The organism is Arthrobacter sp. A2-55, from assembly GCF_025548615.1.
Classification (GTDB): Bacteria; Actinomycetota; Actinomycetes; order Actinomycetales; family Micrococcaceae; genus Specibacter; species Specibacter silviterrae.
The window spans coordinates 1-19,633 of record NZ_JAJLOZ010000021.1 but is presented as its reverse complement, the minus strand read 5'-3'; the positions used below and the strand labels follow the sequence as shown (position 1 = coordinate 19,633).

The window sequence follows — 19,633 nt, the reverse complement described above, 5'->3', positions numbered from 1 at the left end:
ATTACTGTTCGCTGTCCGCGATGGCGTCGATGGAGTCGACCAGGCGCTTGCGCTCCTTGTTGATCCACTGCCCCTCCGAATAGTTCGCCAGGAATGAGTCCACGAACTCCACGGGGTCCGCCCCGACAATGGCGCGGACGGTGGTGCCGTCCGCGGCGCTCTGCTCGAAAAGGACCAGCAGGTCCTCCAGCATCAACAGCAGCGTGTCGCCCTTCGTGACGGCACCGAAGTACATGAGGTAGCGGTCCAGGGCCTCAATGGCCGTGCGGTAGTTTGGCGGCAGCGCCTTGATGCGCGCCTTGTACTGCCTGTACTGCTTCTTCTGCTCCAGCGAGCCGGCGACCAGCTCAATCCAGTTTGTTGCCATGGCTACTTTCCTTCCTCCTTGAGCTGTCCCAGCCTGTCCGCCAGGAAGCCCCATGTGGTCCAAAATTCCTCGAGATATTCGCGGCCCGGGACGTTGAGCGAATACACCTTGCGTGGCGGCCCCTTCTCGGAGGGAACCTTTTCCACCCCGACCAGGCCGTTGCGCTCAATCCGCACCAGCAGTGCATAGACGGTTCCTTCGGCGATGTCCGCGAAGCCCTGTTCCCGCAGCCGCGCTGTGATCTCATACCCGTAGGCAGGCCGCACTGACAGGATTGCCAGGACGATGCCCTCCAAGGTGCCCTTGAGCATCTCCGTCATTTGCTTGCCCATTCGGCGCCTCCCTTCACTACTTGGTGATACTAGCTACCAGTACATAGTAGCGTTAAGTAGCGATCGTGCAATACTTTTTTTTGAGGGACCCGGCAGGCCGTGCGGGAGGGGTTCGGATGGGGCCGGCCAGCGTTCTGCCGGCCTGCGGTCACTAGAATCAACGTGGATCAAAATCAGGATTGAGGACTATCCCATGCGCGCAACAATGATTTACGGACCCGGCGACATCAGGGTCGAGGACCGGGACTACCCCGCCATCAAGATGCCCGGCGATGCGGTGGTGAAGGTGGCCGCCGCCTGCGTGTGCGGCTCGGACCTGTGGCCGTACCGCGGCGTGAAGGCCCTCAGCGAACCCTCGGCGATCGGCCACGAATTCGTTGGCGTCGTGGAAAGTGTAGGGGCGGACGTGACCGGGCTGGCCGTGGGCGACTTTGTCATTGCGCCGTTCGTGGACAGCTGCGGCCAGTGCCCCCCGTGCCAAAACGGCGTGACCGTTGCCTGCGAGCACATTGCCGGCTGGGGCGACACCGATGAGCACGGCTTCTTCGTCGAAGGCGCCCAGGGGCAGGCAGTGCGCGTGCCGCAGGCCGAGGCCACCCTGGTCAAGGTGCCCGGCGTCACCGAACCCGACGACGCCCTGACGGCCAGCCTGCTGACACTCTCCGACGTCATGGCCACCGGCCACCACGCCGCCGTCAGCGCCAACGTGGGCCCAGGCCGGTCCGTGGTGGTGGTGGGCGACGGAGCCGTGGGCCTCTGCGGCGTGCTGGCAGCCAAGCGGCTGGGCGCCACGCGGATCATCGCGATGTCCCGCCATGAGGACAGGGCTGCGCTCGCCGTTCAGTTAGGCGCCACGGACGTGGTGGCCGAACGCGGGGACCTTGGCGTGGCCCAGGTCCGCGAACTGCTCGGCGGGGTGCTGGCCGACTCCGTGCTGGAATGCGTGGGCACGAAGGAGTCCATGGAACAGGCCCTCCACAGCACCCGGCCCGGCGGCAGCCTGGGATTCGTGGGCGTCCCCACGGGAGGGGCCGAAATCCCGCTGCGCTACCTGTTTGACTCCAACATCCACGTGGCCGGCGGCATGGCCTCGGCCAGGACCTACATCCCCGAACTGCTCAAGGACGTGCTGGCCGGCACCATCAATCCCGGCCTGGTCTTTGACTCCGTCATGGCGCTGGAGCAGGCTCCCGAGGCCTATCGGGCCATGGATGAACGGCGTGCCATCAAGGTCCTGCTCCGGCCGTAACGGCTGTCGCCCGCGGAACGCAAAATAATTCTGGACAAATAAATTATTCGGTGAGACACTGGTGTCATGTTGGAAGTGGCAGTCATCGAGGACGCGCAGGCGGCCGAGGCCTCGCTGGACCCCATCCGGGCCCGGCTCCTGGCTGAACTGCGAACCCCGGCCTCCGCGGCCACCGTGGCCGCGCGGATCGGCCTGCCGCGCCAAAAAGTGAACTACCACCTGAAAATGCTTGAACACCACGGGCTCGTGGCATTGGTCGAGGAGCGCCGCAAGGGCAATGTGACGGAACGGATCATGGGCGCCACGGCGCGCTCCTATGTGATCTCACCCGCCGCACTGCCCGGCGTCGCGCCTGATCCTGCGCTGGCACCCAACCGGGTTTCCGCCCGCTGGATGCTGGCCGTGGCCGCCCGCCTGGTCAACGATGTTGGATCGCTGATCACCGGGGCCGACAGGGCCAACAAGCGACTGGCCACCTTCGCCCTGGACGGGGAACTGACCTTCGCCAGCGCGGCGGACCGGGCAGCCTTTGTAGCCGAACTCTCGGCCAGCGTGGCCGGGCTGGTGGAAAAGTACCACAGCGCAAACGCGGGCGGCGGGCGGAACCACCGCATCGTCGTCGCACTTCATCCCAGCGTCAAGGCGCCGGAAGCAGCACCCCCAATCACTGCCGGAACACCCGGCCGCACCAAGGAGCAATGATGGCCAAGGAATTCAAGATTGTGCACGAATCGGAGATTGACGGCACGCCGCAGCAGGTTTTTGACGCGGCAACGCTGGGCAACTCGGGCTGGCTGTGGCCCATGGAGGTGGAGCCCAAGCTGGGCGGCGTGGGCCCCTACGGCAGCACCGTCACCGTGTGGGAGCCGCCGCACCGCTTCGCCAACCACCTGGAGGGCGAGGGCGGCTTCTTCAACACCCTCGAATACGACATCTCCGAGCTCCCCGGCGGCAAGTCCTGGCTGCGCTACGTCCACAGCGGCGTCTTCTTCGAGGACTGGGACAACCAGTACGACGGCGCCGCCAAGCACACGGCGTTTTACCAGCACACCCTGGGCCAGTACGTGAAGTACTTTTCCGGGAAGCAGGCCGCGTTTGCCGACATCCAGGGGCCGGCCGCCTCCTCGTCCCCCGAGGCCTTCGAAGCCGTCAAGGCAGCCCTGGGGATTCACGTCGCCGGAGCCGGGGGACATGTCAGCCTCGCCATTGCGGGGGTCGGCACCGTGGACGCCGTGGTGGACTACCTGGACCCGAACTTCGTGGGGCTGCGCACCGAGGACGCCATGTACCGCTTCTTCGGCCGCAACGCCTTTGGCGCCGTGGTGGGCATGACCGTCCACCTTTTCGCGCCCGGGGCCGACGGCGAGGCCGCCGGAACAGCATGGGGTGCCTGGCTGAACGGGATTTACTCCTAGCCGCAGGGCGATAGGCTCGCTGCATGGCTGAAAACACCGACAATGCAGCAACCACCGCTCCGGACGGGTCCACCGGCGTGCAGGCGCCGTCCGCCGGCACCCCCGCGACTCCCGCCGTCACCGATGACTTCACCACCCGGAAGCATGCACTGGCATCCGGCCTGCGCTACACCAGCACGGCCGGCCGGCTGGTGCTGCGCCAGGAGGCCACCGAAGACGGCAAGGCGCAGGGCTTCAAGCCCAAGGCCGAGATTTTCATGGTCAGCTACGTCAGGGACCAGGAATCTGAGGCGGATGCGGCCGGGCCGTCTTCGCGTCCCGTCGTGTTTGCCTTCAACGGCGGCCCCGGCTCCTCCAGTGTGTGGCTGCACATGGGGCTGCTCGGCCCGCGCCGCGTGGACAGCGGCGACGTGGACGCGCTGACGCCGGCACCGTTTGGCCTGGTGGACAACGCCAACACCATCCTGGAGCACGCCGACCTGGTCCTGATCGACCCCGTCAACACCGGCTTTTCCCGCGTGGTGGACGGCGGCACGGCGGACGAATTCCACGCGTTCGTGGAGGACCGCGACCTTGTGGCCGAGGTGGTCCGGCTCTGGACCACGCGCAACAACCGCTGGCTCAGCCCAAAGTACCTGGTGGGGGAGTCCTACGGCACGCTGCGGGCAGTGGCCGTTGCCGCGCGCCTCTTTGACGCCTACGGGCTGGCCGTCAACGGGCTGGGCCTGATCTCCACCGTGCTGAACCTTTCCACCCTGGACTTCCAGCCCGGCAACGACACCCCGTACGCACTGCACCTTCCCACCTACGCCGCCATCGCCCACTTCCACGGCCGCCACCCTGGCCGCGAGTTGGAGGACGTCGTTGCCGAGGCGGAGGACTTCGCCGGGCGCGAGTATGGCTGGGCCCTCACCCAAGGCACGCGGCTCAGCGCAAGCGAGCTGGACGGCGTCGTATTTAAATTGGCGGAGCTGACAACACTGGGCGAGGACTTCATCCGGCAGTCAAATCTGCGCTGGGACTATTCGGAGTTTTCCGCCGAACTGCTGCGCGCGGAGGGACTCACGGTGGGGCGGATCGACGGCCGGTTCACGCAGCGGCACCTGCGCGGGCAGGCGTCGGTGAACTGGGACGACCCCTCCATGAACGCCATCACCGGCCCCTACGCCGCCGCCATCAACCACTATGTGCGCGCCGAGCTGGGCTACGAAAACGACCTCCCCTACGAGGTGCTGACCGGCCGCGTCCAGCCGTGGAGCTACAAGACCTTTGAGGGCGCGCCGGTGGATGTGACGGGGGATTTGGAACGGCTGCTGAACTACAACCCGGCCCTGCGCGTGCACGTGGACTACGGCTACCACGACGGCGCCACGCCCCACTTCGCGGCCGAATACGTGTGGGCGCACCTGAACATTTCAGACGAGGCCCGCGCCCGCTTCACACACCACTACCACCGGGCCGGGCACATGATGTACCTCAACGAGCAGTGCCGGGAGGACCAGCTGGCCGCGCTCGCGGAGTTCGTGGCGCCGCGGTAGGGGCTTTGTCCGTGCGAATCAGCTCCCCAGTGTCAGTGGGCCCCAGCCTCCGGTGCCGATCTGGGACCGGGCGCCGAAGCCGCCGGTGAGGATGGGGTAGTGCAGCAGGTTCCCGGCGCCGTCGCGGGCCAGGATGCCCCAGGCGTTGGTGCCGAGATGGTTGTAGATGCCGGACAGGTGCGTCATGCCGCCCCAGCCGGTGCCGATGACCCGCCGGGTTTCGCCCACGAAGCCGCCCGTGCCGGTGCCGCGGTAGAGCAGCAGCTGGCCGGCGGCGTTGCGGGCCGCCAGGTCCATCCGGCCGTCGCCGTCGAAGTCCAGGCCCATGATGGTCAGCGGGCCCCAGCCGTTGCCGATCTGCAGGCGCGGGGTGAAGCCGGCGCCGTTGAACGGGTAGTAAAAGAGGTTTCCGGTGGCGCGGTCCTTGGCGACGAGGCCCGGAAAGGCGTCCGAGGCGCGCCATTTGGCGGCAACAATGTCATACGGGCCCCAGCCGTTGCCAATGGCCTGCGGCGCCTTCAAGGTCCCGTTGGCCTGGCCGTAGCTGATGGTCAGCGCGCCCGATTTCCACACGGTGAGGATGTCCTGGAAGCCGTCGGAGTTCAGGTCCGTGATGGCCAGCTGCTGCACGCCCGTCCAGCCGGAGGAGACAAACTTGCGCTGCCACAGGTCCCCGCCCCTGGCTGAGGGGTAGATGAACAGGTTGCCTGCGGTGTCCACGGCGGCAATGTCGCCCGGATTGGCCACGGGTTGCGGCGGCGGCTGCGGCTGGTTGAGCCGCGAGGCGGCGTACCCCGCCAGGTTGGCCACTGTCACCGTCATGCCGCTCCAGCCGGATTTGGTGGTGACCACGTATCCGGCACCGACGTCCGTGGCGCGCGGGTCCAGCAGGGCAGCCCGGTGCGCAGGCGAGTTCATCCACCAGTCCACGGTTGCCTGGGCCGAGACGTTGATGGCAACGATCTCCGAGTACATGTCCGCCCCCGCCGGCAGGATGGAGAGCCCGCCGTCCGTGCGGTGCACCTTGGCCACGTCGAAGGTGCCGGCGTTGATGCGGCTGTTGAGGGTCCCCGCCCAGTCCTGGGAGCCCTTCGCAATGGTGGCGTTCCACACCAGGGGGCCCGCGCCGTTCTGCCACCGGTAGCTGTTCATCAGCTGCAAAACCTTGGCCAGATACGGATCGGCGGGCGGCGGAGGAGTCGTGGCGGCCAGTGCCGGCGCAATGCCGGTCCCGAGCAGGGCGGCCGCCAGCAGGAGGCTGGTCAGGAAACCGAGGAGTTTGCGCATGTGCGAAGCCTTGCTCTGGAAGTTTGGTCGGGGTTTGTTGTTGCGGTTCGTCAAATGGGTCGTGCAACGCCGGCGCCCCCATCGTACCCCGGAGGAAAAATACAGGAAACATTCAGCCTGAACGTGCACCGGGCCCGGCGCAGTGTGCATTCCTGCGCACGGCGTCTGCGCTAATGGCTGTTGTTACCGGCCGGTTTGCACTGCGATACTCAGGAAAACCGCCCATTGTGCCTTGTATCACAGCGCTTGGGCGGGCCCATTGTCAACGAAGACAGCGCGCACCGAAGACGGCGCGCCACGGTGCGAAGGAGAAATCATGAGTCAAAATGTTGGGGCCGGGCCCTCCGTGAAGGAGTCGGGGCTCCGCAAGGTGGTTGCGGCGTCCATGGCCGGCACAGTGGTGGAGTGGTACGAGTTCTTCCTCTACGCCACGGCCGTCAGCCTGGTGTTCGGCAAGATGTTCTTCCCCAACGCCGGCTCCGTCCTGGACGGCATCATGGCCGGTTTCCTGACCTACGCCGTGGGCTTCGTGGCCCGCCCCATCGGCGGGATCGTCTTTGGCCACTTTGGCGATAAGTTCGGCCGAAAAAAGCTGCTGCAGCTGAGCATCATCATGGTGGGCGTGGCAACCTTTGGCATGGGCTGCCTGCCGGGCTTCAACCAGGTGGGCTACTGGGCCCCCGCACTGCTGGTGGCCCTGCGCTTCATCCAGGGCTTCGCCGTCGGCGGTGAATGGGGAGGCGCGGTGCTGCTGGTGGCCGAGCACAGCCCGGACAAGTCCCGCGGCTTCTGGTCCTCCTGGCCGCAGTCCGCCGTGCCCATGGGCAACCTGCTGGCCACCACGGTGCTGCTGGTGCTTTCCTCCACCCTGAGCGAGTCGGCGTTCCTGAGCTGGGGCTGGCGCGTGGCCTTCTGGCTCTCCGCCGTCATTGTGCTCATCGGCTACTACATCCGCACCAAGGTCAACGACGCACCCATCTTCCTCAAGGCGCAGGAAGAAATGGAAAACAACCCCAATGCCGGCTACGGCGTGTTCGAGGTCTTCCGCCGCTACCCGCGGGGCGTGTTCACCGCCATGGGCCTGCGTTTCGCCGAGAACATCCTGTACTACCTGGTGGTCACCTTCTCCATCACATACTTGAAGATCATCGTTGACATTGACACCTCGCGGATCCTGTTGCTGCTCCTGGTGGCGCACGGCATCCACTTCTTCGTGGTTCCCACGGTGGGCAGGCTCTCCGATGCGATCGGCCGCAAGCCCACCTACATGCTCGGGGCCATTACCGGCGCCACGTGGGGCTTCTTCGCCTTCCCCATGATGGACACGAAGAACGATTTCCTCATCCTGGCCTCCGTCACCATCGGGCTGGTGTTCCACGCCCTCATGTACGCCGGCCAGCCCTCCATCATGGCCGAGATGTTCCCCACCCGCATGCGCTACTCCGGCGTTTCCCTGGGCTACCAGGTCACCTCCATCGTGGCCGGTTCCATTGCCCCCTTCATCGCCACCGCCCTGGTGCAGCACTACCATTCCTCGGTCCCCGTGGCCATCTACCTGCTGGGTGCCTGTGTTGTTACGGCCGTGGCTGTGCTATTCCTGAAGGAAACCAGGGGGGTTTCCCTGCAGGACATTGACGACGCCGATGCCGCCGGCACGCTGGCGATCGCCCGTACCTCTGCAGGCACGTCAGCAACGAAAGTGGGTTAGCCATGGCAAGGAACGAAACTGTTGATCCGGCAGGGGCGGGCGAGGCGCGGGCAACCGTCGTCGGGCGCGTCACGGGGGCCGTTCTCCCGGCAGCCGGGGTCCCGGCCGGCAGCCTGTCCGGCAGCCTGTCCGGCAGCCTGTCCGGCAGGCGGGCGCTAGTCACCGGCGGTGCCGGCGGGCTCGGGTCCGCAACCGCCCGTGCGCTTGCGGCCCGCGGAGCCTACGTGATCGTTGCGGACCGGGACGGGGCCGGGGCGTCCGCCGTCGCCGCCGAAGTGGGCGGCGAGTCCTGGGAGCTGGACCTGCTGGACACCTCCGCCCTTGAATCGCTCACCCTGGACGTGGACATCCTGGTCAACAACGCCGGCATCCAGACCATCAGCCCCATCGAGGATTTCGACCCGGCAGCGTTCCGGCGCATCCTGACCATCATGTTGGAGGCGCCGTTCCTGCTGGTGCGGGCAGCCCTGCCGCATATGTACGCCCAGGGGCATGGACGGATCATCAACATGTCCTCCATCCACGGGCTGCGGGCGTCATCATTCAAGTCCGCGTACGTTTCGGCCAAGCACGGGCTGGAGGGTCTGTCCAAGGTGACGGCCCGTGAGGGCGGCGCCCACGGGGTCACGAGCAATTGCGTCAACCCCGGCTACGTCCGCACGCCCCTCGTTGAAGGGCAGGTGGCCGACCAGGCCAAGACGCACGGGATTCCCGAATCGCAGGTGCTCGGCGAGGTGATGCTGGCCAACAGCGCCATCAAGCGCCTGGTGGAACCGGACGAGGTGGCCGGGCTGGTGGCCTGGCTTGCCTCCGACCAGGCCGCCATGGTCACCGGCGCCTCCTACGTGATGGACGGCGGCTGGACCGCCTAACGACGCTCGGTTGCAATCGGGCCTTCTTTTTCCGACGCTCGGTTGCAATCGGGGCAATATTCGCAAACGCTCCTTCACCAGGTGGGGGAGCGTTTCCGTAACGTGCCCCGTTTGCAACCGAGGGATGGGGAAAATGGCCCCGTTGGTGCGGGAGGGATGGGGAAAATGGCCCCGTTGGTGCGGGAGGGATGGGGAAAATGGCCCCGTTTGCAACCGAGGGATGGTCAGGCGGGGAGGAGACGGTGCTGCTGGCGGCGGGTCTCCCGGAGCAGGGCAGCCACCACGGCCTGCACGGCCGGGGACCGCAGCGATTCCGGGCGGGCGGCGGCCCAGTACTGCACCCGCTGCTCCACCTCCCCGGGCAGCACCCGGACAAAGCCCTCCTGCCCGTCGGCCATGAACGCCGGCAGCATGCCAATGCCGGCGTTGGCCCGGACGGCCTCAATCTGGGCAAACACGCTGGTGGACTGGAATTCGGCCGGTGCGGAAGTGGAGCGGTGGTGGCGCTGGGCCAGCTCGGCCACCTGCAGCGTGGACTCGACGTAGGAGATGAAACGGTGGTCCTTGAGCCCCGCCTCGCTGCCTGGCAGCCCGTGCGCCTCCACGTACCCCCTCCCCGCATACAGCCGCAGCGTGTAATCGGTCAGGAAGATGACCTCCGCCCGGCCTGCATCGACGCTGCCGGCCACCACCTCCAGGTCAACCCCCGAGCGGTTCCGGCTCAATTTTCGCGTGGCGCTGAGCAGTTCCACGCGCAGCAGCGGATGGTCCAGCTGCAGCCGCACCAGAGCCGGGGTGGCAATCAGGGCGCCGAAGCCGTCTGACGTGCTGACCCGCACCACGCCGGAAACAATGTCCTTTCCCTGCCCCAGGCCTGAAGAGAGCAGGGTGAGGTTTTGCTCAATCCCTTCCGCGGCACTGACGGCGGCCCGGCCCAGCTCGGTCAGCTCCCACCCCTGCGGCGTGCGCTCCAGCGTGCGCCCGCCCAACTGCTTGTCCAGGGCCAGGATGCGCCGGGACACCGTGGTGTGGGTGATCTCCAGGGCATCCGCCACGGCGGTAAAGCGGCCCAGCCGGGCAACTGTCAGCAGGATCAACAGGTCATCCGGGTTCGGAAACCTCTTAAAGTCCATCCAGCATCCCTCCATATGTACGGGCCGGATCCCCGGCCGGCCGGCAAAGTGCATCCATGCACATGGCGTCTGCCATTTTTGGTCTTGTTTGCACTCTAACAGGGTGTGATGGTTGTCATATCCGGTAAAAAATTGGGCCGGGGCATAATGGGAACAGTGAGCAAAGGGGCTTCATCATGGCAACAGTGGCGTGGATTGGATTGGGCAACATGGGCGGGCCCATGACTGCCAACATGGTCAAGGCCGGCCACGCCGTTCGGGGCTTCGACCTCAGCACGCACGCACTCGAGGCCGCCGTCGCCCACGGGGTCACCGCCACCGCCTCGATTGCGGAGGCAGTCCAGGGCGCCGACGTCGTATTTACCATGCTTCCCAAGGGTGACCACGTCCGCAGCGTCTACTTTGGCGAGGCCGGCATCCTGGCCCATGCCGCCAAGGAAACCCTCCTCATTGACTCCTCCACCATCGACATTGAGTCCGCCCAGGCCGTGCACGACGCCGCTGCTGCCGCCGGCTTCCGCTTTGTGGACGCCCCGGTCTCGGGAGGCATGAGCGGCGCGGCCGCCGGAACCCTCACCTTCATGATCGGCGGCGAGTCAGGCGCCGTGGCCGAGGCGTCCGGGTACATCGAGCCCATGTCCGCAAACATCATCCCCACGGGCGGCGCCACCACCGGCCAGGCCGCCAAGATCTGCAACAACCTGATGCTGTTCATCAACCTGGCCTCCACGTCCGAAGGCGCCGTGCTGGCGGACCGGCTGGGCCTGGACAAGCAGGTCTTTTGGGACATTGCCTCCGTCTCCTCCGGCGACAGCTGGGCGCTGCGCACCTGGTACCCGCTGGCAGGGGTGGTCCCCACCGCCGCCTCCAACAACGGCTTTGCCCCCACGTTCACCGCCGAACTGGCCAACAAGGACATCGGCCTGGCCATTGCGGCCGCCCGGAGCACCGAGACGCCGCTTGAGATCGGCGAGCACGTCCAGCAGCTGTTCCAGCGCCTGATCGACGGCGGCCAGGGCGCCAAGGACTGCACCATGATTGTGTCCCTGGTGGACGGCTCCCTCGCAGCCCCGGCCGTGCCCGCATCCGCCACAGCCCTTTCCTAGGAAGGTTATTGCCATGCCTGAAACAACCACCCAGACAGCACCCGCCGTCCGCGACTGGCCCATGTGGATCGGGGGCCAGGAGCAGCCCTCAAGCGGCGCGCAGTGGCGCGAGGTCTTCAACCCCGCCCGCCGCGAAACCGTCATAGCCCGCGTCCCCGCCGGCACCGTGGAGGACGTGGACCGGGCCGTGGCGGCCGCCCGCGCAGCCTACCCGGCCTGGCGTGCCCAGCACTTTACCGGCCGGGCCAAGGCTCTGCTGGCCATCGCCGACGAACTCGAGCAGCGCAGCGAGGAATTCGCCCGGCTCACCGCGCTGGACACTGGCAACGCGCTGCGCACCCAGGCCCGCCCCGAGTCCACCACCATGGTGGCCATGTTCCGCTACTTCGCCGGCATCGCCGGGGAGGTCAAGGGCACCACGCTGCCGGCCGGGGAGAACCAGCTGCAGTACACGCGCCTGGAACCCCTTGGCGTGGTGGCCGCGATCCTGCCCTGGAACTCGCCCCTGATGATCGCTGCGTTCAAGATCCCCGCCGCGCTCGCCGCCGGGAACACCGTCATCATGAAGGCGGCCGACGACGCCCCGCTCACCATCCTCAAGCTGGCGGAAGTGTGCAACCGGCACCTGCCGGCCGGCGTCGTCAATGCCCTGACCGGGCGCGGCGGCGTGATCGGCACCGCCCTGGCCAACCACCCCGGCGTCGACAAGGTCTCCTTCACCGGCTCCACGGAAGTGGGCCGCGAGGTGGCCGGGGAGGCCGGCGCGCGGCTGGCCCACATGTCGCTGGAGCTGGGCGGGAAGAACCCCTCCATCGTTTTCCCCGACGCCGTGGACGACGAAGAACTCCTGGACGGCCTGCTCCTCGCCTCCCGCTTTACCCGTCAGGGCCAAAGCTGCACGGCCGGCTCCCGCCTGTTCCTCCACGAGGACATATACGACGACGTCCTGGGCCGCCTCAGTGCCCGCCTTGGGGCGCTGAAGGTCGGTGACCCGCTGGACGAGGCCTCCGACATGGGCGCCATCATCAACCGCAAGCAGCACTCGGCCATCACCGGCTACCTCGACGAAGGGCGCGCCACGCCGGGCATGACGGCGGTGCTGGGCGGCAGTGCCCCCAGCGACGGGCCGCTGACGGAGGGCTACTACCACCTGCCCACCGTCTTCAGCGGGGTCCGCAACGAGTTCAGGCTGGCACGCGAGGAGATCTTCGGCCCGGTCCTGGTGGCCATCCCCTGGAAGGACACCGAGGACGTGATCCGCATGGCCAACGACACCAACTACGGACTGGCGGCCTATGTGTGGAGCCACAATTTGGACAACGCCCTGAACACGGCCCACCGGATCGACGCCGGCTGGGTGCAGGTCAACCAGGGCGGCGGGCAGGTGGTGGGCCAGTCCTACGGCGGCTACAAGCAGAGCGGGATCGGCCGGGAAGTGTCCCTGGAGGGCATGCTGGCCGGCTTCACCCAGACCAAGCAGATCAACGTAAAGCTGCGCGGAGTGGGCAGCAATGGGTGACAGCGGGCTGCCGCTGGCGGGGATCCGCGTCCTGGACCTGAGCCGTGCATTGGCAGGGCCGTACTGCACGGCCCTGCTCGGCGACCTGGGCGCGGACATCATCAAGGCCGAAAGCATCAAGGGCGGGGACTCCAGCCGTTCCTGGCCGCCCTTTGAACACGAGCACAGCCTGTATTTCGACTCCGCCAACCGGGGCAAGGAATCCATTGCGATTGACTTTTACAGCCCGGAGGGCCGGGAGCTGCTGTGGACACTTGCCCTCAGCGCCGACGTCGTAGTGGAAAACTTCCGCCCGGGCGTGCTGTCCACCATGGGCCTGGACCCGGATGCCCTGCGGGCGGCCAAGCCAGGCATCATCATTGCCTCCGTCAGCGGCTTCGGCGCCATTGGGCCACTGTCGCAGGCGCCCGGGCTGGACCAGGTGGCCCAGGGCATGACGGGGCTGATGTCCGTCACAGGTGCCGACGCCGACACCATGGTGAGGGTGGGCGTGCCCATCATCGACATGGTCTCCGGCATCAACACGGCCCTGGGCATCGCCGCCGCCCTGGTGGGACGTGAACGCACCGGCACCGGCATGGAGGTTTCCACCTCGCTGCTGGAAACCGGGCTGGCGCTGGCCGCGTTCCAGGGCCAGAAGTACCTCAGCACTGGGGAGGTGCCGGTGCCGCAGGGCAACAACCACCCGGTCCTGTCCCCGTACGGCGTGTTCAGCACGGGCGACATTCCGCTCATCATCGCCGTGGGCAACCAGACCCAGTGGGGCGTGCTCTGCCGGCTGCTGGGCGCCCCCGAACTGGAGGGCCACCCCGACTACGCCACCGGCAAGCTGCGCAACGTCAACCGCCACGCGCTCAAGGACGTCCTGGAGAAACTGCTCGCCAACGGCACGGCGGAGCACTGGCTGGCCGAGCTGCGGGCCGCCAAGATCCCCGCCGGGCCCATCTACAACTACGCCCAGGCCTTCGCCGATCCGCAGGTCCAGGCGCTGGGCGTGGTGCAGGAAGTCCGGCGCGCCGACGGATCGGGCCTGCCGCTGGTCCGCGGGCCCATCTCCGTCAACCGCCAGGCGCCGACCATCCGCAATGCACCTCCCGCACTGGGCCAGGACACCCTTGCCGTTTTGGCGCGGCTGGGGCTGACTGTTGAACAGGTTGCAGGGCTCGTGGAGGCGGGCGTAGTGCTGGCTGTGCCGGCCCCGGCTGTGGACCCGGCCCCCGTCCCAACCCCGGCGGCAGGCGGGCCGGCCGCCCAAGGTGACGGCCCGACGTCGGACGTGTTGGCGTGAGCGCCGCACCGGCCGGGACCCCCGGGGAATCCTCGCCGCGGGTAGGCCGGCTGCGCGTGGAGAACAACGGCCCCGTCGCCACGCTCATCATGGACAATCCCGCCATGCGCAACGCCATCACCGCCGGCATGTGGCCGCAATTTGCCGAGCAGCTGGACGCGCTGGAGGCCGACGACACTGTCAAGGTGGTGGTGGTGCGCGGGGAAGGTAAACATTTTTCCGCCGGCGCGGACATCGCCTCGGTGCGGGAAATCCTGCGGGACCCCGCCACCGGAAAGCGCGACGGCGGCGACATCACGGTGGCCGAAACCGCCCTGGCCCGCTTCCGCAAGCCCACCATCGCCGCGATTGACGGGTACTGCGTGGGCGGCGGCTGGCAGATCGCCGGGGCGTGCGACATCCGGCTCGCCTCCGAAAACGCAGTCTTTGGCATCACGCCGGCGAAGATCGGCATTGTGTACCCGCTGTCGGGAATCCGGAAGCTCGTGGAGCTGGCGGGGCCCGCCGTGGCGAAATACCTGTTGTTCAGCGGCGAGATGGTCGACGCCGCCGAGGCACTGCGCCTGGGCCTGGCGGTGAAGGTGCTGCCCGGCGGCACCTTTTGGCACGACATCGAGGCGTTCGCCCTGATGCTGGCCGGCCGCTCCCAGTTTTCCATCCAGTCGCAAAAGGACCTGGTCAACGCCCTCAGCTCCGGTGTTCCGGAGGCCGAACTGGCGGAACGGAACACGCATTGGCAGCGCGAAATGGGGGCCAGCGCCGATCCGCGGATCGGCGTGGCCGCCTTCCTTGCCAAGGAGACGCCGCAGTTCACCTGGCTCCGCCCCCTCCAGTAGCCTCCCCTCCCTTCTGACGCTCGGTTGCAATCGGGGGTCATTTCCCCGACGCTCGGTTGCAAACGGGTGAGTTTTGGGGATCGCTCCCTCAGCCGCCAACCGAGGGTTGGCTGGATGTGCCCCGGTTGCAACCGAGGGTTGGCTGGATGTGCCCCGGTTGCAACCGAGGGTCGGAGGGGGCGGGGGGCGGCTAGTCTTCGGTGAGCTTGCCGCGGGCCAGGCGGAACTTCCTGTCGGTCTGTGAGGCCAGGGCGTGGTCGTGGGTGACTACCAGGATGGTGGTCTTCTTTTCGTGCGCCAGCTGGCGCAGCAGGGCAATGATGAGCTCGCCCGTCTCGTCGTCCAGGTTGCCGGTGGGCTCGTCTGCCAGGATCAGCTTCGGATTGTTCGCCAGCGCGCGGGCAATGGCCACGCGCTGCTGCATGCCGCCGGAGAGACGGTTCGCCTTCCGCCCGTGCATCTCCTCGGTCAATTCCACCTGGTTGAGCAGCTCCGCGGCACGCTTGCTGCGCTCGCCGTGCCGCACCCCGGCGAACTCCATGGGCAGCATGACATTTTCCAGCGCCGAGAGGTTCGGGATCAGGTTGTACTGCTGGAACACGAAGCCGATGTCGTCGCGCCGGTAGGCCGTCAGCTTCCTGTCCGGAAGTTTGGAAATGTTCACCTCATCCACCACCACATCCCCCGAGCTGGCCTTGTCGAGCGCGCCCAGCAGCGACAGCAGGGTGCTCTTGCCGCTGCCGCTCTTGCCCAATATTGCGGCAAAAGTGCCCTGTTCCAGGGTGAAGCTGACACCGTTGACGGGCTTGATGGTCCGGTCTCCGGAATTAAACGTCTTGACAACATCAGTAACACTAAGCATGGTTTACTCTCCTCGCAGGACTTCGATGGGGCGGACTTTTGCTGTCAGCAGGGACGGGATCAGGGCGCCAATTGCGGCGATCACCAGAATTCCGACGGCGCCCAGCACCAGGGTCTGCCAGCCGACGGATGTGCTGATGGTTCCGATGAGCTGGCTGGCACCCGAGAAGGCGCCGCGGGTCCGGGTGAACCCGCCGCCGCCGAACCCGCCGCCGAACCCGGCGCCCTGGACGGGGCCGGCCGCCGCTGCCGTGGAACCGGTGTTTCCGGCCACCAGGGCGCTGACGATCGGGTTGCTGCTAAATGCGGCCACGACGGCGCCCACCACGGTGCCCATGACCACCAGGACCATGGCCTCCAGGACAAACTGGACGCCGATGGTGCGGTTGGCGGCTCCGATCGCCTTCAACACGCCAATTTCCCGACGCCGTTCACGCACCACCATGATCATGATCAGCAGCACTATGAGCCCGGCCGTGACGAGGGAGGCGATGAAGGCGATGAGGGAGATGCTTTGCACGCTGCCGAGGGAGCTGATGGCTGATTGCAGGCCCGAGGAGCCGGCCGTTACGTCCACATTGGTGGCCCCGAGTGAGGCGGTGAGGGCGGCCTGTGTGGCGGAGACATTTTCAATGTTGTCCACCACCACGTTCAGGCTGCTGAGCTGGCCGGCCTGGCTGGTCAGGGTCTGCGTGGCGGCCAGCGGCAGGTAGATGCCGTTGTTGTCGAAGGCGTCCCCGGCGTCGAAAATGCCCGTCACCGTCATGGTGCGGCTCTGGACGGTGAAGGTGGAACCAACCTTCAGGGAATTCTTGGTGGCCAGCGTGGTGCCGACCAGGGCCTGGGTTGAATTGGCCGCAAAGTCCGTCAGCTGCGCGCCGCTGGTGACCTTGATGGCCGCACCCGTGGCCGTCGTCGAGGTTGAAACGCCCGTGGCCTGGATGGGGATGGTGAACGCGGGGCGCGTGGTGGTGCTGCCGCCCGTCGAGCCTCCGGTGGCGCCGCTGTTGCTGTTGTTGCGCTGGCCCAGGACGCCGGGGTCAACAGCCGACTTGAGGCTGGTGGTGCCGCTGGAGCCAAAACCGCCGCCGGGGCCCCCGCGGTCGGCGCCCTGCCCGGCCCCGGGCGTCGCCGTCGTGGTGGACGTTGCCGCCGAATTGGCCAGCCGCACACTCAACGTCCCGTTGACGCTTGTTACATGCGCGACGGCGGCCGCCTTGGTGGCGTCAGCAGCGGTCAGCGGGTTGCCGCCGCCGAGCCCTCCGCGGGAGCCTGCCGGATTGACCGTGAGGTTGTTGCCCACGGACGCCTTGAGTGAGTCGACCTTGGCGCCCACCGCCTGGTTGGCCACCAGCATGGCCAGCGCCAGCCCTATTGCCACCGCCAAAATGACCACGACGGCGCCGCTGCGCACCTTGTTGCGGAACGCGTTGCCCACGCTCCGGGAAACCACACCCATGTCCTGCTCCCTGCTTTTGATGGCCACCCGAGCGGCGGCCGTCCAGCTTCCATGTTCTGGCGGCCGGCGGGGCGTTCGATAGGGGTGGGCTGTGCGTGGGCTGTGAGATTCCGGGCCGGTAGACTGTTCGGCGGGAACACCAACGACGTAATTGAGGCCTCACTTGCTCGAATTCACCGCACGATTTGCCACCGCCGCCGAGATCGACCAGTGGGACACACTGGTCACGGCAAACCCCAATGGCGGCAACCTCCTGCAGTCCGAAGCGTTTGCCGCCGTCAAAAAAAACCATGGCTGGACTCCGCAGTTCCTGGCAATTGAGGGGCCCGGGTACACCAGCTACAACCTGGCCCTGGAAAAGTCCTACCCCCTCCTGGGCCGGTTGTGGTACCTGATCAAGGGCCCCGACATTCCCGGCATTGCGGAGCTGCCGGCCGTCATGGCGGCCCTGCGCACTTTTTCGCGGCAGGCCCGGCTGAACGTGTTCGCCGTCAAAATTGAACCGGACATCGTCAAGACCGAAGAAGCCCTGGACGTGCTCAGGGATGCCGGATTTACCAAGGCGCCGGACCTGCAGCCCAACGACCACACGGCCCTGCTGGACATCACGCCCGAACCGAACGAACTGCTGCGCAAGCTCCATTCGCGGGGCCGCAACGCCGTCCGGCGCGCCCAGCGAGAAGGCGTGGAGGTGACGCCCATGGAGCCCTCGGAGGAGACCATGCGCAGCATGTACGGCCTCATGGAGGGCACCTTTGAGGCCAAAAATGCGGGCAAGGCACGTGAGTTTGGCTACTTTCGCCAGTTCTGGACCGAGTTCGCCAGCCGCGGCCAGGGCAGGTTTTACTTTGTACACGAGGACGGCGTCCCCTCGGTTGGCGCCTTCGTGATCAACTACGGGACCAAGGCCACCTACAAGGACGGCGGATCGCTGCAAAAGCGCTCTCAGTACGGCGATTCGCACCTGATCCAGTGGGCCGCCATCCTGGACATGAAGGACCTGGGCGCCGTGCAGTATGACTTCTGCGGCACGCCGCCGTCGGACCGGCTCAAGGACCCCACCCACCCGCACCACGGGCTGGGACTGTTCAAGACCAGCTTCACGAAGACCGTGACAGACTTTGTGGGGTGCTGGGACCTGGCCTTCTCTCCGGTGAAATACAGGATTTGGACCACCGTCGGTGAGCGGCTGGCACGGCAGGCATACGTCCGGCGCACCGGGCAGCGATTTTACTAGGCCTTCCACACCAGACAGATTTACCGGGCCCGGCCGCACGGCCGCCAGCTACGGGCAGCACACGCGATACTTCCAGGGAGCAAAGAGGAAAACCACATGGAATATTCAGAATTGACCGCCGGTGAATTTGACACCTTCGTTGACTCCCAGGCGACGGGCAGTTTCATGCAGTCCTCGATGATGGGCGCCCGCCGCGACGGCAATGGCTGGACCATGCGCATGGTGGGTGTCAAGCACGACGGCGCCGTGGTGGCGGCTGCGCTGCTGAGCTCGCGCAACGTCCTGGGCGGATTTGCCGACGTCGAATGCCTCCAGGGCCCTGTCCTGGATTACCGCGACGCCCCCCTCCGCACCTTTTTCTTCACCCGGCTTGAGGAAGACCTCAAGGCCCACAAGGTCCTCAGCTTCACCTTCAACCCGAAGCTGTTGGCCAACCACCGCGACCAGGACGCCAATATCATTGACGACGGCTACACGGATGCCGACGTGGTCCAGGCCCTGGCGGAACTGGGCTTCGAGCACCAGGACAACACGGAGGTGGACGCCAACCCGCTTTACCTGCGCTGGTACTTCGCCAAGGACCTGACCGGAATTGCGACGCCGGAGCAACTGCTGGCCGGCTTTGACGGGCAGGCCACCCGCTCCGTGAAGAAGGTCCTCAAGAGCCCCATCGAGGTCAGCGCGCTGGCAGAGGATGAACTGGACCAGTTCTTCGCCGTCATGCGCCACACGGGGGAGCGCCGCGGCTTTGACTACCGGGACGAGGACTACTACCGCTCCCTGGCCCACGTTTTCGGCCCCGAGCACATCGAGTTCCTGGTGGCCCGGCTCGACGTCGAACGCTATGAGGGCGAGCTGGCGGCACAGGTCAAAACCGACTCGGCTGCCCTGGAAAAGGCCCGGGCCGCCCTCGAAGCGGCGCCCGACAATGCCAAGAACGCCAAGCGGCTTGCCGCGGCCGAGCAAACGTGGGGCAGCTCCCAGGCGAAACTTGCCGACCTGCCCAAGCTGCGTGAGGACGGGCCCCATGCCGTGCTGACCGCCGCCGTGTTCATCACGTTCGCGGGGGAGACGGTGTTCCTGGCCGGCGGCTCCTACGACCACTACTCACACTTCCACGCCAGCTACGCCCTCCACTGGCATGCCCTCCAGGAAGCCATGGCACGCGGCATCAGGCGCTACAACTTCTACGGGACCAAGGGCGAGTTCAGCAACAACCCCGAACAGCATGGCGTGTACCGCTTCAAGCGTGGCTTTGGCGGGGTCGTAGAGGAACAGACCGGCTACTTCACCAGCACGCCCAACAAGGCTGCGGAGAAGGCCCGGGAAACAGTCTCGGTCCTCCGGGGGGCCGTGGGGTCCCTGCGCAGCAAGCTCAGCGGCAAGTAGCCCGGAAGGCTCAGCACGTGGAATCCGAGCCGCGTAA

General features: G+C 66.7%; 18 protein-coding genes. 12 read left to right on the top strand and 6 right to left on the bottom strand.

What is annotated here, in order from left to right; translation table 11 throughout:
• Position 1: 1 nt before the first annotated feature.
• Together LPN03_RS07800 and LPN03_RS07795 are read right to left on the bottom strand one after the other, a co-directional pair.
• Positions 2–367, bottom strand: a complete 366-nt coding sequence (locus LPN03_RS07800; RefSeq protein ID WP_165182258.1) for a DUF1048 domain-containing protein — start codon at positions 365–367, stop codon at positions 2–4.
• 2 nt (positions 368–369) lie between these two features.
• Positions 370–699 (bottom strand): PadR family transcriptional regulator, encoded by a 330-nt coding sequence (locus tag LPN03_RS07795; RefSeq protein WP_165182259.1) that lies wholly within the window; start codon positions 697–699, stop codon positions 370–372.
• Positions 700–892: 193 nt separating this feature from the next.
• On the opposite strand from LPN03_RS07795, the gene LPN03_RS07790 reads away from it, so the two are divergent.
• From LPN03_RS07790 to LPN03_RS07775, 4 genes are all read left to right on the top strand, one after another.
• Positions 893–1,948 carry a zinc-dependent alcohol dehydrogenase family protein gene (locus LPN03_RS07790; protein WP_262453810.1) on the top strand — a complete coding sequence of 352 codons (1,056 nt, stop codon included), beginning with the start codon at positions 893–895 and terminating at the stop codon, positions 1,946–1,948.
• A gap of 66 nt (positions 1,949–2,014) precedes the next feature.
• A complete protein-coding gene (locus LPN03_RS07785; RefSeq protein ID WP_205678222.1) occupies positions 2,015–2,650 on the top strand; it encodes a winged helix-turn-helix domain-containing protein in 636 nt (211 codons plus the stop codon).
• Positions 2,647–3,363, top strand: coding sequence for an SRPBCC domain-containing protein (locus LPN03_RS07780; protein WP_262453809.1), 717 nt, complete (start codon positions 2,647–2,649; stop codon positions 3,361–3,363). Before LPN03_RS07785 ends, LPN03_RS07780 begins: the two co-directional genes overlap by 4 nt.
• Positions 3,364–3,386: 23 nt before the next feature.
• Positions 3,387–4,901 (top strand): S10 family peptidase, encoded by a 1,515-nt coding sequence (locus LPN03_RS07775; RefSeq protein ID WP_262453808.1) that lies wholly within the window; start codon positions 3,387–3,389, stop codon positions 4,899–4,901.
• Positions 4,902–4,919: 18 nt separating this feature from the next.
• Here the strand turns inward: LPN03_RS07775 and LPN03_RS07770 are convergent, their stop codons facing one another.
• Positions 4,920–6,188 (bottom strand): CAP domain-containing protein, encoded by a 1,269-nt coding sequence (locus LPN03_RS07770; RefSeq protein ID WP_262453807.1) that lies wholly within the window; start codon positions 6,186–6,188, stop codon positions 4,920–4,922.
• A 316-nt stretch (positions 6,189–6,504) separates the two neighbouring features.
• On the opposite strand from LPN03_RS07770, the gene LPN03_RS07765 reads away from it, so the two are divergent.
• Positions 6,505–7,896: an MFS transporter gene (locus tag LPN03_RS07765; protein WP_262453806.1), complete on the top strand. Its 1,392-nt coding sequence runs from the start codon at positions 6,505–6,507 to the stop codon at positions 7,894–7,896.
• Positions 7,897–8,021: 125 nt separating this feature from the next.
• On the top strand, positions 8,022–8,768 hold the full coding sequence (locus tag LPN03_RS07760) for a 3-hydroxybutyrate dehydrogenase (protein ID WP_262453830.1): 747 nt from the start codon (positions 8,022–8,024) through the stop codon (positions 8,766–8,768).
• A 224-nt stretch (positions 8,769–8,992) separates the two neighbouring features.
• On the opposite strand, the gene LPN03_RS07755 is transcribed toward LPN03_RS07760, so the two are convergent.
• The gene (locus LPN03_RS07755; RefSeq protein WP_165182264.1) at positions 8,993–9,901 is read right to left on the bottom strand and encodes a LysR family transcriptional regulator; all 909 of its coding nucleotides are present in this window, start codon (positions 9,899–9,901) and stop codon (positions 8,993–8,995) included.
• A gap of 176 nt (positions 9,902–10,077) precedes the next feature.
• Between LPN03_RS07755 and mmsB the strand changes: the two genes are divergently transcribed.
• The 4 genes from mmsB to LPN03_RS07735 are packed head-to-tail and all read left to right on the top strand — an operon-like array spanning position 10,078 to position 14,650.
• Positions 10,078–11,007, top strand: a complete 930-nt coding sequence (gene mmsB / locus LPN03_RS07750) for a 3-hydroxyisobutyrate dehydrogenase (protein ID WP_165182265.1) — start codon at positions 10,078–10,080, stop codon at positions 11,005–11,007.
• Between the two features lie 13 nt (positions 11,008–11,020).
• Complete coding sequence (locus LPN03_RS07745) at positions 11,021–12,526, top strand: aldehyde dehydrogenase family protein (protein WP_262453805.1); 1,506 nt, start codon at positions 11,021–11,023, stop codon at positions 12,524–12,526.
• Positions 12,519–13,814: a CaiB/BaiF CoA transferase family protein gene (locus LPN03_RS07740; protein WP_262453804.1), complete on the top strand. Its 1,296-nt coding sequence runs from the start codon at positions 12,519–12,521 to the stop codon at positions 13,812–13,814. The genes LPN03_RS07745 and LPN03_RS07740 overlap by 8 nt, the downstream gene beginning before the upstream one ends.
• Complete coding sequence (locus tag LPN03_RS07735; protein WP_262453803.1) at positions 13,811–14,650, top strand: enoyl-CoA hydratase/isomerase family protein; 840 nt, start codon at positions 13,811–13,813, stop codon at positions 14,648–14,650. Before LPN03_RS07740 ends, LPN03_RS07735 begins: the two co-directional genes overlap by 4 nt.
• A gap of 190 nt (positions 14,651–14,840) precedes the next feature.
• Here LPN03_RS07735 and LPN03_RS07730 read toward each other — a convergent pair whose 3' ends face one another.
• Together LPN03_RS07730 and LPN03_RS07725 are read right to left on the bottom strand one after the other, a co-directional pair.
• A complete protein-coding gene (locus tag LPN03_RS07730; protein ID WP_165182268.1) occupies positions 14,841–15,512 on the bottom strand; it encodes an ABC transporter ATP-binding protein in 672 nt (223 codons plus the stop codon).
• Positions 15,513–15,515: 3 nt separating this feature from the next.
• Entirely contained in the window at positions 15,516–16,970 is a 1,455-nt protein-coding gene (locus tag LPN03_RS07725; RefSeq protein WP_262453802.1) for an ABC transporter permease, read from the bottom strand.
• Positions 16,971–17,133: 163 nt separating this feature from the next.
• Here LPN03_RS07725 and LPN03_RS07720 point away from each other — a divergent pair, with 163 nt between their 5' ends.
• Both LPN03_RS07720 and LPN03_RS07715 read left to right on the top strand, forming a co-directional pair.
• Positions 17,134–18,207 (top strand): lipid II:glycine glycyltransferase FemX, encoded by a 1,074-nt coding sequence (locus tag LPN03_RS07720; protein WP_165182270.1) that lies wholly within the window; start codon positions 17,134–17,136, stop codon positions 18,205–18,207.
• 96 nt (positions 18,208–18,303) lie between these two features.
• The gene (locus LPN03_RS07715) at positions 18,304–19,596 is read left to right on the top strand and encodes an aminoacyltransferase (RefSeq protein WP_262453801.1); all 1,293 of its coding nucleotides are present in this window, start codon (positions 18,304–18,306) and stop codon (positions 19,594–19,596) included.
• The last annotated feature ends 37 nt before the right edge of the window (positions 19,597–19,633 follow it).